This window comes from Bradyrhizobium sp. USDA 336 (assembly GCF_044908355.1).
GTDB classification, from domain to species: Bacteria; Pseudomonadota; Alphaproteobacteria; order Rhizobiales; family Xanthobacteraceae; genus Bradyrhizobium; species Bradyrhizobium yuanmingense.
Genome location: NZ_JBIYDC010000002.1, coordinates 6036246 through 6050614 on the forward strand (window position 1 = coordinate 6036246; position 14369 = coordinate 6050614).

The 14369-nt window shown below is 65.6% G+C and carries 10 protein-coding genes; 8 read left to right on the plus strand and 2 right to left on the minus strand.

The window, feature by feature from the left end:
* Positions 1–62 precede the first annotated feature (62 nt).
* Complete coding sequence (locus ABIA45_RS29285) at positions 63–863, plus strand: hypothetical protein (RefSeq protein ID WP_404654551.1); 801 nt, start codon at positions 63–65, stop codon at positions 861–863.
* A gap of 251 nt (positions 864–1114) precedes the next feature.
* On the plus strand, positions 1115–2791 hold the full coding sequence (locus ABIA45_RS29290; protein WP_404654552.1) for a PAS domain S-box protein: 1677 nt from the start codon (positions 1115–1117) through the stop codon (positions 2789–2791).
* A gap of 121 nt (positions 2792–2912) precedes the next feature.
* Here the strand turns inward: ABIA45_RS29290 and mutS are convergent, their stop codons facing one another.
* Complete coding sequence (gene mutS / locus ABIA45_RS29295; protein ID WP_404654553.1) at positions 2913–5651, minus strand: DNA mismatch repair protein MutS; 2739 nt, start codon at positions 5649–5651, stop codon at positions 2913–2915.
* A 256-nt stretch (positions 5652–5907) separates the two neighbouring features.
* Between mutS and pcaF the strand changes: the two genes are divergently transcribed.
* From pcaF to ABIA45_RS29325, 6 genes are all read left to right on the plus strand, one after another.
* Entirely contained in the window at positions 5908–7116 is a 1209-nt protein-coding gene (gene pcaF, locus ABIA45_RS29300; protein WP_404654554.1) for a 3-oxoadipyl-CoA thiolase, read from the plus strand.
* Positions 7117–7268: 152 nt separating this feature from the next.
* Positions 7269–8162: a dioxygenase gene (locus tag ABIA45_RS29305; protein ID WP_404654555.1), complete on the plus strand. Its 894-nt coding sequence runs from the start codon at positions 7269–7271 to the stop codon at positions 8160–8162.
* 122 nt (positions 8163–8284) lie between these two features.
* A complete protein-coding gene (gene pcaH, locus ABIA45_RS29310) occupies positions 8285–8986 on the plus strand; it encodes a protocatechuate 3,4-dioxygenase subunit beta (RefSeq protein ID WP_404545218.1) in 702 nt (233 codons plus the stop codon).
* Complete coding sequence (gene pcaG, locus ABIA45_RS29315) at positions 8987–9589, plus strand: protocatechuate 3,4-dioxygenase subunit alpha (RefSeq protein ID WP_271541708.1); 603 nt, start codon at positions 8987–8989, stop codon at positions 9587–9589.
* Between the two features lie 264 nt (positions 9590–9853).
* Complete coding sequence (locus ABIA45_RS29320) at positions 9854–11542, plus strand: methyl-accepting chemotaxis protein (protein ID WP_404654556.1); 1689 nt, start codon at positions 9854–9856, stop codon at positions 11540–11542.
* 70 nt (positions 11543–11612) lie between these two features.
* Positions 11613–12674 carry a phosphotransferase gene (locus ABIA45_RS29325; RefSeq protein WP_404654557.1) on the plus strand — a complete coding sequence of 354 codons (1062 nt, stop codon included), beginning with the start codon at positions 11613–11615 and terminating at the stop codon, positions 12672–12674.
* 130 nt (positions 12675–12804) lie between these two features.
* On the opposite strand, the gene ABIA45_RS29330 is transcribed toward ABIA45_RS29325, so the two are convergent.
* On the minus strand, positions 12805–14361 hold the full coding sequence (locus ABIA45_RS29330; RefSeq protein ID WP_404654558.1) for an MDR family MFS transporter: 1557 nt from the start codon (positions 14359–14361) through the stop codon (positions 12805–12807).
* Positions 14362–14369: the final 8 nt, after the last annotated feature.

A 14369-nucleotide genomic window follows, 5' to 3' on the forward strand; every position in this document is an offset into this window, starting at 1 on the left:
TCTCAGGTGCGCAATTGCGCACCGGAGCTCGCGCTTCGCGCGCCCCGGAATGACAGATAGAAATGTCCCTCGACCTCCACTTCCTCCTCTTCCTGCTCCTGCGCATGGCGATCGCGGCGGCGTTCGTGGTGACGGCATCGATCATCACCGAGCGCTCGGGACCCGTGATCGGCGCGCTGATCGCGACCCTGCCGGTCTCGGCCGGGCCGTCCTACGTCTTCCTTGCGATCGATCATGACGCCGCGTTCGTCGCGCAGGGCGCGCTGGCGAGCCTGCCCGTCAATGCGGCGACGATCTTGATGTGCCTCACTTACGTTGTGCTGTCGCAGCGGCACGCTCTCGTGGTGAGTTGCGGAAGCGCTTTCGCGGTATGGATCGGGATGGCCTCGATCATCCGCTCATTCGACTGGTCGCTCGCCGCGGGGCTCGCCGCCAATCTGATCGCGTTCGGCATTTGCATTCCACTGCTCGCGCGCTATCGCCATGTGAAGATGCCGCTGGTGACGCGTCGCTGGTATGATGTGCCGATGCGCGCTGCGCTGGTTGCGACCCTCGTCGCCATCGTGGTTTCGACATCGAGCTGGGTCGGCCCGCGCATCAGCGGCATCATTGCGCTGTTTCCCGTGGTGTTCTCCAGCATCATGGTCATCCTGCACCCGCGCATCGGCGGACCGCCGACCGCCGCCGTGCTCGCCAACTCCGCCTGGGGCCTGCTCGGCTTTGGCATGGCGATTGCGGTGATGCACGTAGCGGTCGTGAAATTTGGATTGGCGGTAGGTTTTTCGCTCGCGCTTGCAACCTGCGTGGTGTGGAACCTGATGCTGTGGTGGCGTGGACGCAGAAGGCTGCGCATCGAAACGTAAGCATTGTGTCCAGGATTTTTTGCGGGCTCTAGCCGGTAGTTCCGCGGTGTTTGACGGCGGGTTTCCGATAGTGTCGTTAATTTAATCTTCGTGTCTTGACCCTACACTTGCTCGTTGTCCGTAGAGACGGCGCCGTTGAGGGCTACAGTTCCACCAGTACGAAAAGTTGTGAACGTCGAGCCGAAAGGCTCGAGCGCGAGCGCGACGCTGCGCACGCCATGCAAATGATTTCTCGTCGAGGAGATACTTGAATGTTCGGTCGCAAGTCCAACACTGATGCACAAGCGCGGCTCGATGCCATCGGCCGATCGCAGGCGATGATCGAATTCAATCTTGATGGGACGATCGTCACGGCCAACAAGAATTTTCTCGACGCACTCGGCTACCGGCTTGAGGAGATCCAGGGCAAGCATCACTCGATGTTCGTGCCGGCCGACCAGCGCGACAGCGCCGAGTACAAGGCATTCTGGGCTGCATTGAACCGTGGCGAGTATCAGGCGCGCGAGTTCAAGCGGATCGCGAAAGACGGCCGCGAGGTCTGGATCGAGGCATCCTACAATCCGGTGCTCGACGGCAACGGCAAGACGGTGATGGTCGCCAAGATTGCGACCGACATCACCGAGAAGAAGATCCGCAGCATGACGGACGCCTCCAAGATCGCTGCGATCGGCCGCGCCCAGGCCGTCATCGAGTTCAAGCTCGACGGCACCATCGTCTCGGCCAACGAGAATTTCTGCAAGGCGCTCGGCTATTCGCTCGACGAGATCAAGGGCAAGCATCACAGCCTGTTCGTGGCCGAGGCCGATCGAAACAGCCCGCCCTATCGCGAATTCTGGGCCGCGCTCAACCGCGGCGAATACCAGGCGGGCGAGTTCAAGCGCATCGGCAAGGGCGGCCGCGAGGTCTGGATCCTCGCCTCCTACAATCCGTTGCTCGACGAAAACGGCAAGCCGTACGGCGTGGTCAAGTTCGCGACCGACGTCACTGCGGAGAAGCTGAAGAATGCCGATCTCGCCGGCCAGATCGCGGCGATCGACAAGGCCCAGGCCGTGATCGAGTTCAACATGGACGGCACGATCATCACCGCCAACGCCAATCTCCTCGGCGCGCTCGGCTATTCGCTGGCCGAGATCAAGGGCCGCCACCACAGCATGTTCGTCGAGCCCTCCGAGCGCGACGGCGCCGGCTATCGCGAGTTCTGGGCGGCGCTCAATCGCGGCCAGTATCAGGCGGCCGAATACAAGCGCATCGGCAAGGGCGGCAAGGAGGTCTACATCCAGGCCTCCTACAATCCGATCCTCGACCTCAACGGCAAGCCGTTCAAGGTCGTCAAATACGCCACCGACGTCACCAAGCAGGTCCTGGTCCGCATGGGCAATGAGCGCGTGCGCGGCATGATGGAATCGGTCGCCGCCGGCTCGGAGGAGCTCAACGCCTCGGTGCGGGAGATCTCCGAGGCCATGACCAAGTCGCGCGAGACCGCGATGAGCGCGGTGGACCAGGTCGCCTCCGCCGACGCGCAGGCGCAGCGCCTAACCGAGGCGGCGCAATCGATGAGCGGCATCGTCGAGATGATCAATAGCATCACCGGTCAGATCAACCTGCTCGCGCTGAATGCCACGATCGAGTCCGCTCGCGCCGGTGAGGCCGGGCGCGGCTTTGCCGTGGTGGCGTCCGAAGTCAAGAGCCTCGCCAACCAGGCCAAGCAGGCGACCGACAAGATCGGCCAGGAGATCGGCAGCCTCAACAGCATCTCCGGCGACGTCGTCAGCGCGCTCGGCTCGATCAAGCAGGCGATCAACAATGTCAGCGAGTACGTGACCTCGACCGCCGCCGCGATCGAGGAGCAGAGCACGGTGACCAACGAGATGTCGACCAGCATGCAACGCGCTGCCGCGGAAGCCGCGGCGATCGCGGCGAGGGGCTAGGGCGGGCTCGGAATTGTAGGGTGGGCCAAAGGTGCGCTCTTTGCGCGCCGTGCCCACCATATCTCCCCGATCGTTTCAGGGAGCGGTGGGCACGCTCCGCTTTGCCCACCCTCCGGCACCATCACTGCTTCGGCAGCTTCGCCTTCAGCGCATACAGCGCGTCCAGCGCCTCGCGCGGCGACATCTCGTCGGGATGCAGCGCCTTCACCGCCTCCATCAGCAGCTCCGCTTCGCTCGGCGGCGCGGCTTCAATGGCGGCGCGCGAAGGAACCGCGAACAGCGGCAGATCGTCGACGAGCGCGCGCGCGGTCTGGCCGCGGTCCTGTGCCTCCAGCTTGGACAGCACCGACTTGGCGCGCGTGATCACCGCCGGCGGCAGGCCCGCGAGTTTCGCCACCTGGATGCCGTAGGAGCGGTCGGCCGAGCCCGGCAGCACCTCGTGCAGGAACACCACGTTGCCCTGCCATTCCTTCACCCGCACCGTGGCGTTGAACATGCGCGGCAGCTTGGCCGCGAGCGCGGTCAGCTCGTGATAATGCGTCGCGAACAATGTGCGACAGCGGTTGCTCTCGTGCAGATGCTCGATCGCAGCCCAGGCGATCGACAGGCCGTCGAAGGTCGCGGTGCCGCGGCCGATCTCGTCGAGGATGACGAGCGAGCGCTCGCCGGCCTGGTTCAGGATCGCCGCGGTCTCGACCATCTCCACCATGAAGGTGGAGCGGCCGCGGGCGAGATCGTCCGCGGCGCCGACGCGCGAGAACAGGCGGTCGACGATACCGATCCGCGCGCGTGTCGCCGGCACGAAGCTGCCGACCTGGGCCATCAAGGCAATCAGCGCGTTCTGGCGCAGGAAGGTCGATTTGCCGGCCATGTTGGGACCGGTGAGCAGCCAGAGCTGGCCGGACTTTTGGCTAGGAGCCGGTGACAGATCGCACGCATTGGCGATGAACGGCTCGCCGTTGCGCTTCAGGGCCTGCTCGACCACGGGATGGCGGCCGGCCTCGATCGCAAAGCCGAGGGAATCGTCCACCTCCGGTCGCACGTAATTCTCGTCGACGGCGAGCTTGGCCAGCGAGGTCGCGACGTCGAGCAGCGCAAAACCTTGCGCCGCGGCGCGCAGATCGTCGCTGATCGCGAGCGCCTTGGCGCAGAGCCGCTCGAAGATCTCGAGCTCGAGGCCGAGCGCGCGGTCGCCGGCATTGGCGATCTTGGCCTCGATCTCCCCTAACTCGGCGGTGGTGAAGCGCACCTGTCCCGCCAGCGTCTGGCGATGGATGAAGGTCGCGTTCAGCGGCGGCGACATCAGCTTGTCGCCGTGCTGGGCGGTAACCTCGACGAAATAGCCGAGCACGTTGTTGTGCCGGATCTTGAGGCCCTTGACGCCGGTTTGGTCGGCGTAACGGGCCTGCATCGAGGCCACGACCAGACGTGAGGCATCACGCAGGTTGCGCGCTTCGTCCAGCGCCGGCTCGTAGCCCTGGCGCACGAAGCCGCCGTCGCGCTTGATCAGCGGCAGCTGCTCGTCGAGCGCGCTGGCGAACTCGGCAGCAAGCGCGCGCGACGGCCGCTGCAGCGCCGCCATCACCGCCGCGATTTCCTGCGGCGGCCGATCCATTTCGGAGAGCCGCGTCAGCACCTGGTCGGCGGCGATGATGCCGTCGCGGATGCCGGCGAGGTCGCGCGGCCCGCCGCGGCCGACCGAGAGCCGTGCCAGAGCGCGCGACATGTCGGGCGCGCCGCGCAGGATGCTGCGGATGTCCTCGCGCGCGGCGGAATCGGCCACGAAGGCGCTGACAGCGTCCAAGCGCCGGGCGATCGCCGGCGCATCGGTCAGCGGCGCGGCCAGACGCTGCGCCAGGAGGCGCGAGCCCGCCGAGGTCACGGTGCAGTCGATGGCATCGAGCAGCGAGCCGCGGCGCTCGCCGGCGAGCGTGCGCGTCAGCTCGAGATTGGCGCGCGTCGCCGGATCGATCGCCATGGTCGCGCCGGAGGCCTCTCGCGCGGGCGGCGAAAGCGGCGGATGCTTGCCGACCTGGGTGCGGTCGACATAGGTGACGGCGGCGGCCGCGGCGGTGGCTTCGAGGCGCGTCAGCTGCGCGAGCCCGTCCATGGTCGCGACGGCAAAATAGTCGCACAGCCGCTTCTCGGCGGTGGCGCCGTCGAAGACGTCGCGGGTCAGCGGCGTCACCGCCGGCAGCTCGCGCAAGGTCTGGCCGAGCTCGTTGTCGCTGTAGAGGGCGTCGGTGACGATCGCCTCGTTCGGGTTGATGCGCGCTAGCGTCGCGGCGAGCTCGCCGCCGGAGACCTCGGTGACCATGAATTCGGCCGTCGAGATGTCGATCCAGGCAAGGCCGAAGCGGTCGCCGCCGGCGGAGGAGCGTGCCCGCGCGATCGCCAGCAGGTAATTGTTGGCACGCGCATCGAGCAGCGTGTCCTCGGTCAGCGTGCCCGGCGTCACCAGCCGCACCACGCCGCGGCGCACCACGCTCTTGTTGCCGCGCGCTTTCGCAGCCGCGGGATCCTCGGTCTGCTCGCAGACCGCGACCCGATGCCCGGCGCTGATGAGACGATGCAGATAATCCTCTGAGCGCTCGACCGGCACGCCGCACATCGGGATATCCGCGCCCTGGTGCTTGCCGCGCTTGGTCAGGACGATGCCGAGCGTCCGCGAGGCGATCTCGGCGTCCTCGAAGAACAGCTCGTAAAAGTCGCCCATCCGGTAGAACAGCAGCAAGCCCCGATGCGCCGCTTTGATCTCCAGATACTGCTCCATCATCGGCGTGACGCGCGCGGCAGCCTCGGCCTGCGGCGCGGGCGTGTCGTCGGCGGGCGGAACTTGTATCGGCTGTTGCATCGTCATGGGCGGCGCAACCTACAAAATTTCGCCACTTGCTCCTATCGCTTTGGCCGGAGCGGCGAGGTTTTCCACGTTGTCCGCAGTGGGGGCGCGAGGTGCTGCCACATTCTCGGTCGTCATTTCGCGTTCGCGCCAAATGGCACGCCCCGGAATGACGGCTGCCCCGCGAAACCGTCAATTGACCTGCCGCGGGCGCCCTCCTAAAACTCCGCCGACATTGAAGAATTTGGCCGGATCGCGGCATTCAGGGAGAACAACGATGCGTGACGTCTTTATCTGCGATGCCGTGCGGACCCCGATCGGCCGTTTCGGCGGCTCGCTCGCCAAGGTGCGTGCCGACGATCTCGCCGCCGCCCCGATCAAGGCGCTGATGGCCAAGCACCCCAAGCTCGACTGGGCGCAGGTGGACGAAGTGTTCTTCGGCTGCGCCAACCAGGCCGGCGAGGACAATCGCAACGTCGCGCGCATGGCGCTGCTGCTGGCGGGCCTGCCGGATTCGGTTCCCGGCCAGACCCTGAACCGGCTCTGCGCCTCCGGTCTCGATGCGGTCGGCGCCGCGGGCCGCGCCATCCGTTCCGGCGAGATCGATCTTGCGATTGCCGGCGGCGTCGAGTCGATGACCCGCGCGCCCTTCGTGATGGGCAAGGCGCAGGAAGCGTTCTCGCGCTCGGCCGAGATCTTCGACACCACGATCGGCTGGCGCTTCATCAATCCGCTGCTCAAGGCTCAGTACGGTGTCGACGCCATGCCGGAGACTGGCGAGAACGTCGCCGAGGAGTTCCAGGTCTCGCGCGCCGATCAGGACGCCTTCGCCATCCGCTCGCAGCAGCGCGCAGGCGCTGCGATCGCAGCCGGCTATTTCGCGGAAGAAATCACGCCCATCACCATTCCCGGCGGCAAGGCCGGCCCGATCACCGTCGACAAGGACGAGCATCCGCGCCCCGAGACCACATTGGAAGGTCTCGCCAAGCTGAAGCCGATCGTGCGCAATCCCGGCACTGTGACCGCCGGCAACGCTTCCGGCGTCAATGACGGGGCCGCGGCCATGATCCTGGCCTCGGAAGCCGCGGTCAGGAAGCACGGCCTGACGCCGCGAGCCCGCATCCTCGGTCTTGCGTCGGCCGGCGTGCCGCCGCGGATCATGGGTATCGGCCCGGTGCCCGCGACCCGCAAGCTGATGGAACGCCTCGGCAAGAAGATTAGCGATTTCGACCTGATCGAGCTGAACGAAGCTTTCGCTTCGCAAGGCATCGCCTGCATGCGCCAGCTGGGCGTCGCCGATGACGCCGATTTCGTCAATCCGCATGGCGGCGCCATCGCGCTCGGCCATCCGCTCGGCATGAGCGGCGCCCGCCTCGCGCTCACAGCCGTGCACGGCATGGAGAAGCGCGGCGGCAAGCTGGCGCTCGCCACCATGTGCGTCGGCGTCGGCCAGGGCGTTGCGGTTGCGATCGAAAAGCTGAATTGACGGGACGTGTAGCGTCCTGTCATCCCGGCGCTCAGTGCCCAGGACTCGTCATGCCCGGGCTTGTCCCGGGCATCCACGTTTTTTGGTGCTCTGAGAAGGTCGTGGATGGCCGGGACAAGCCCGGCCATGACGAAAGGTGAGAGGATCGTCCCATGATCATCGAGCGCGAGAAGGACGTCACGGCCGCGGCCCTGGCGGTGATGGAGCGGACATCCGATCCGCGGCTGCGCGATATCATGGTCTCCCTGGTCAAGCATTTGCACGCCTTCGTCCGCGATGTCAGGCTGACCGAGAAGGAGTTCCGCGACGCCGCGGCGATCGTGGCCGAGCTCGGCAAGCTGACCACCGATACGCATAACGAAGTCGTGCTGATGGCGGGGTCGCTCGGCGTCTCCTCGCTGGTGTGCCTGCTCAACAACGGCGATCAAGGCAATACGGAGACCGATCATTCATTGCTCGGGCCGTTCTGGCGGTTGAATTCGCCCCGGGTCGAGAATGGCGGATCGATCGTGCGCTCGCAGACACCGGGAGCCACGCTGTTCGTCAGCGGCCGCGTCGTCGATAAGGACGGCCGTCCGGTCGCCGGTGCCGAGGTCGATGTCTGGCACGCCTCGCCGGTCGGCCTTTACGAGAACCAGGACCCCGAGCAGGCCGACATGAACCTGCGCGGCAAGTTCACGACAGATTCCGACGGGCGCTTTTCCTTCCGGTCAGTGATGATGGTCGGCTATCCCATTCCGACCGATGGTGTCGTCGGCCGCCTGCTCGCGGCGCAGGCCCGCCACCCCTATCGTCCCGCGCATCTGCATGCCCTGATCTTCAAGCCCGGATTCAAGGTGCTGATCTCGCAGGTCTATGATCCCAGCGACCCCCATATCGACAGCGACGTGCAGTTCGGTGTGACACAGGCGCTGATCGGCAAGTTCGTGCGCCACGACACGCCGCATCCGACGGCGAAGGACGCCTCCGTGCCCTGGTATTCGCTCGACCATGCCTACCGGCTCGAGGCCGGAGAGGCGGTGCTTCCACGCGCGCCGATCAGGTAGGAGCGGCCGGCGGCCATGCGCAGGAACGCCGCTAAACCGGCTTTCCCAAATTAGTTATATCCTATAATGATTGGCGAAAGCGTTGACCGGCCGGACCATGATGGCCGGGGAGGAGTTCGCCAATGACATTCATCTATCCCACCGGCAGCAACGCGGCGCATCCGCTGCCGCTGTCGCCCGACTACAAGAGCTCGATCAAGCGCGCGCCGCACAAGCCCTTGATCCCGATGCCCCATACGCTGTCGGAGCTGACCGGGCCGGTCTACGGCCACGAGACCGTGCGCGCGGGCGACAACGACCTCACCCGCCAGCACGTGGGCGAGCCGCTCGGCGAGCGCATCATCGTGCATGGCCATGTGCGCGACGAGGACGGCCGCGGCGTGCCGAACTCGCTCGTCGAGATCTGGCAGGCCAATTCCTGCGGCCGTTATGTCCACGTCCGTGATCAGCATCCGGCGCCGCTCGATCCGAATTTCACCGGCGCGGGCCGCACCGTGAGCGATGCGTCCGGCTATTATCGCTTCGTCACCATCAAGCCCGGCGCCTATCCCTGGGGCAATCACCACAACGCCTGGCGGCCTGCGCACATCCATCTCTCGGTGTTCGGCCATTCCTTCGTCACGCGCCTCGTGACGCAGATGTATTTTCCGAACGATCCCTTGTTCCCGTTCGATCCGATCTTCAACTCGGTGCCGGACGAGAAGGCGCGGGCGCGGATGGTCTCGTCGTTCGACTTGGAGAATACCCAGCCCGAATGGGCGCTGTGCTACCGCTTCGACATCGTGCTGCGCGGCAAGGACGCCACCCCCATGGAGAACCATTAAGTGCAAGAGTCCGCGAAGCCCGACGGGATCACCCCATCGCAGACGGTCGGTCCGTTCTTCAAATACGGCCTGACGCCGACCGGCGAGTACGCCTGGAACGACGCGTTCACCAACTCGACGCTGACGCCCGATGTCACCGGCGATCGCATCCGCATCGAGGGCCGGGTGTTTGATGGCGACGGCGTGGCCGTCCCCGATTGCATGCTGGAGATCTGGCAGGCGGATGCGCAGGGCCGCTTCGCCGATCCCCAGGACAAGCGCGCGCTGCCGAATGCGAGCTTCCGCGGCTTTGCCCGCTGCGGCACCGACAAGGACGGCAACTATTCTTTCGAGACCATCAGGCCGGGCGTTGTGCCGGATCCCGAGGGCAAGCCGCAGGCGCCGCACATCCTGCTTGCGGTGTTTGGCCGCGGCATGCTCAGGCATCTCTACACCCGCATCTATTTCAACGACGAGGCCGGCAACGCCGCCGATCCCGTGCTGGCGCTGGTGCCTGCCGATCGCCGCGCCACGATCACTGCGGTCCGCGAGGCCGGCAAGCCGGTCTACCGGCTCGACCTGCACCTGCAGGGCGACAACGAGACGGTGTTCTTCGACGTATGAGGGCAGGGCGTGCCGGGGAGGCCTGCTCCTCGGCACACATATCTCATTCGGCGCATCGGAGCCGGTGCTGCGTTGCCGCATCAGACGCGAACGTTGATTTTGCGCGATTGTGCGTCAGCCTCGCTGACTCAATACCGATGCCTTGATGTCCATTTCCCCGTATTCATGCGGGGTTCGTGAAATACAATTCCGGCGCGAATCAATCCCGTATTTACCGTAGTCGTCTAGGATGGCCGCAGTTTCGACGCCGACCTGGATTGTTTCATGAAATCTCGTCTGTCCTTGTCCTCTGCGATCGTCGCGTTTGGCGTCGTTCTCGCCATTGGTTTCGCCGCCGTTGTTTCGACCAGCCTGTACGCCCTAAAAGAGCTCAAGGTCGGCGGTCCGCTCTATTCCGACATCAAGCTCGGCAACGACCTCATCGCCGACATCCTGCCGCCGCCCGAATACATCATCGAAGCCTATCTCGAGGCGACGCTGGCCATGCGCGAGCCGGACCAGCTGGCGGCCCACGGCGAACGTCTGGTCCAGCTTCGCAAGGACTACGACGACCGCAAGGCGTTTTGGGTCTCCTCCAGCCTCTCGGCCGACCTCAAGACCGCGCTGGTGTCGAAATCCGATGCGGAGGTGCAGAAATTCTGGAAGGCGTCGGATCAGCTTCTGCCCGCCCTCAAGGCCAAAGACGCGGCGGCTTCCGAGCGCGTCTATGCGCAGCTCAAGGAGGCCTATACCGCGCATCGCGCCGTCATCGACAGCATCGTCGAGAGTGCCAACAAGCGGAATGCCGCCATGGAGAAGCTGGCCGCGGACCGCGACAGCGCGATGCTCTATATCCTCCTCGGCGTCTCCATCGCCGTTCTCGCCTTCGTTACCGCCGGCCTATTGGGTGTTGCCCTCGGCGTGGTGCGCCCGATCGTGCGCATGACGGACACGATGCAGAAGCTCGCGACCGGCGATCTCGCCGCCGAGATTCCGTTCGCCCAGCGCCAGGACGAGGTCGGCTCGATGGCGGGCGCGCTTGTGGTGTTCAAGCAGGCGGCGGTCGAGAATTCCCGTCTGCGCGAGGAGCAATTGCGGCAGGAGCAGGCGGCGGCGCTCGCCAAGCGCTCCGCCCTGCACCAGATGGCCGAAACGGTCGAACGCGAGACCGGCCGCTCGGTCGATACCGCGACTGCGGCGACGCAGGGGGTGGAGCAAGCCGCCTCCGGCCTCTCCGAGATCGCAAAGTCGCTCTCTGCGCAGTCGCAGGCGGTGGCGGCGGCTTCGACGCAGGCACTCGGCAGCTCGCAGGCCGTCTCCGCTGCGGCCGAAGAACTGAGCGCCTCGATCCGCGAGATCACGAGCCAGGTCGCGCGGACCAGCACCGTCACCAAATCGGCGGTCGCCGGCCGCGAGCAGGCGCGTTCGACCATTCAGGCGCTGGCCGGATCGGTGAAGAAGATCGCGGAGGTCTCTGACCTCATCGGCGGCATCGCAGGCCAGACCAACCTCCTCGCGCTCAACGCGACAATCGAGGCGGCGCGCGCCGGCGAGGCCGGCCGCGGCTTCGCGGTGGTTGCCGCCGAAGTGAAATCCCTGTCCGACCAGACCGCCAAATCCACCGAGGAGATCGGGCGGCTGATTGCCGAGATCCAGGCCTCGACGCAGGCCGCGGTCGACGCCGTCGAGGCCATGGGAGGCCACATCGTCGAGATCGACGGCGTGGCGACTTCGGTCGCTGCCGCGATGGAACAGCAGGATGCCGCGACCCGGGAGATCACGCGGTCGATTTCCGAATCGGCCTCCGCCGCACAGGAGGTCTCGGCCAAGATCGGCGACGTCAGCCGCGATGCCGCCTCCGTCAACCAGCGCGCCGCGGATGTGAGGCAGGCGATCGCCGGGATGACGGCCAATCTCGATCAACTGCGTGCGATCGTCGTGCGGACGGTGCGCGACTCGACCGCCGCAGCCTGAGCCGGCGGCAGCCGCTGGTGCCCGGGCATGTGATCGTGCAGTATGACGGGGGACAGGGGCATCGTGGTTCATGACATCTCCACAATTGCCGGCGGTCGTTGAGCCCGCCCGACTGACGGCCGCGCTGCGCCGGGGCGGCGCGCTGGATGCAGGCGCCGTCCGCGAGGTGAAGGTGCTGCATCAACGCGACACCGTGGTGTCGCATATCGTCAGGCTTGGGGTGCGCTATGTCGGCGAATCCGCCGGTGCTCCGCAGTCGCTGATCCTCAAGACGCCCAATGCCGCTTTCGCCAAGCGCCTCGCCAATGGCGGCCGGCGCGAGGTGGGCTATTACACGCAGCTGGTGCCGCAGATGCCGCCGGGACTCGTGCCGCGCTGCTTTGATGGGCATTTCGACGAGGACAGCTTCGCCTGGCATCTGCTGCTGGAAGATCTCACCGACAGCCACGAGATCGCGACGACCTGGCCGGTGCCGCCGTCGCGCGAGCAGACGTTCGCCATCGTCACGACGCTGGCGCGCTGGCATGCAGCTTGGTGGGACCATCCGAGCCTCGGCGACACCGTCGGCACCTGGGCGAGCGTGGAGGACCGCGCGCAACGCATGGAGACGTTCGCGGGGCTTTACGATCGCTTTGCCGATCTTCTCGGCGATCGCCTCAGCGAAGAGCGGCGGATCCTCTACCGTCGGCTGATCGACCAGGCGGAGCGGCTGTCCCAGCGTTACCATGCACGCCGCCACCTCAGCATCACGCATGGCGACGCCCATGTCTGGAATTTCCTGCTGCCGCGCACGGGCATCGATGACACCGTGCGCATCTTCGATTTCGATCTGTGGAGCATCGACGTTCCGACCCACGACCTCGCCTATATGATGGCGATGCATTGGTATCCGGAACGCCGGCAGGCGCTCGAACGGCTGCTGCTCAATCTCTACCACGACACGCTGGTCGAGAGCGGCATCAGCGGCTACACCCGCGGCGCGCTCGATCGCGACTACCGCTGGGCGGTGCTCTGGCAGATCACGCGGCCGGTCTGGCAGTGGAGCATCAACATCCCGCCGCTGATGTGGTGGAACAATCTGGAACGGGCGTTTGCGGCCGTGGACGATTTGGGCTGCGAGGAGCTGTTGTAGCGCTGATCGTGTGGCAAGTCGTCATTGCGAGGAGCGCTTGCGACGAAGCAATCCAGGGTGTTTTCGCGGATACAATCTGGATTGCTTCGCTGCGCTCGCAATGACGGTGTGAAGCGCCAAAGTCCGATAACTACTCCATCACCGCATGCTCCGGGCCCGCTGCCTGCTTGCGCAGCGTGGCCTTGGTCGAGCCAATCAGCAGGGCGAGCGGCAGGGTGCAGAGCACGAAGATCATCACCAGCTGGTAATCATGGGAGAAGGCGATGATCTGCGCCTGCACGCTGACCATCCGGTCGGCCATGGCGCGGCCGGCGTCGGTGGACAAATTGATCAGGCCGCTGACACCAGGCATCTGCAGCGCGTGGTTGAACGGATTGACGTGCTCGGAGAGGATCGCATAGGTCCGCCGCGTGCCCTGCGACAGCTCGGCGATGACGACGGAAATGCCGACCGAGCTCGCGACGTTGCGCATCAGGGTCAGCATCGCGGTGCCGTCGGTGCGCAGCTCGTTCGACAGCGTCAGGAACGCCACGGTCGAGAGCGGCACGAAGACGAGGCCGAAGCCAAAACCCTGGATAACGCTGACCGTGACGATTTCCGGCACCTGGGTCAGATCGGTCCAGCCGGTCATCTGGAACAGCGAGCCCGCCGTTAGCGTCAGGCCGCAGATGATCAGCGTGCGCGCCTCGACATAACGCATCATGCGGCCGACCAGCATCATGGCGAAGAAGGTGCCGATGCCGCGGGTCGCCAGCAGCAGGCCGGCGGTGATGATGGGATAGCCGATCACGTTCTGCATGTAGGGTGAGGCCAGCGCCATGGTCGAGAACAGGACGAGCCCCATCACGATCATGAACAGGCAGCCAGTGACGAAGTTGCGGTCCCGGAACAGGGCGAAGCGGATGAAGGGGGTCGAGGTCGTGAAGGAATGCGCGAGGAAGAAGTAGAGCGCGACGGCCGAGACGATGAACTCGGCGAGGATCTCGTTCGATTCCAGCCAGCCCAATTGCTCGCCGCGGTCGAGCGCGAGCTGCAGCGCGCCGATCGCAACCGCCAGCGCGGAGAAACCGAACCAGTCGAATCTGAGGCTGAGGTTCTTCTCGGTCTCGTCCATGAAGACGATCAGCCCGAGCACGGTGATGGCGCCGAACGGCAGATTGACGAAGAAGACCCAGTGCCAGGAATAGGTCTCGGTGAGCCAAGCCCCGAGTGAGGGGCCCATGATCGGGCCCATCATCACGCCCATGCCCCAGATCGACATCGCCTTGGCGCGTTCCTGGAGCGTGTAATAGTCGAGCATGACCGATTGTGACAGCGGCACCAGGGCGGCGCCGAACACGCCTTGCAGCAGACGGAACAGCACCATCTGGTTGATGTCCTGCGCGAGGCCGCACAGCACCGATGCCATGGTGAACCCAGCCGAGCAGGTCACGAAGATGCGCTTGCGGCCGAAGCGGTTGGCGATCCAGCCCACCGGCGCCGTCATGATCGCGGCGGCGACGATGTAGGAGGTCAGCACCCAGTTGATCTGGTCCTGCGAGGCCGACAACGTGCCCTGCATGTAGGGCAGCGCGACGTTGGCGATGGTGGTGTCCAGCGCCTGCATGATGGTCGCGGTCATGGCGCAGATCGTCACCATGTTCCGGCGCAGGCCGGGGACCATCAGGCTGGCATTGGGGCCGGACATCGCGCCAG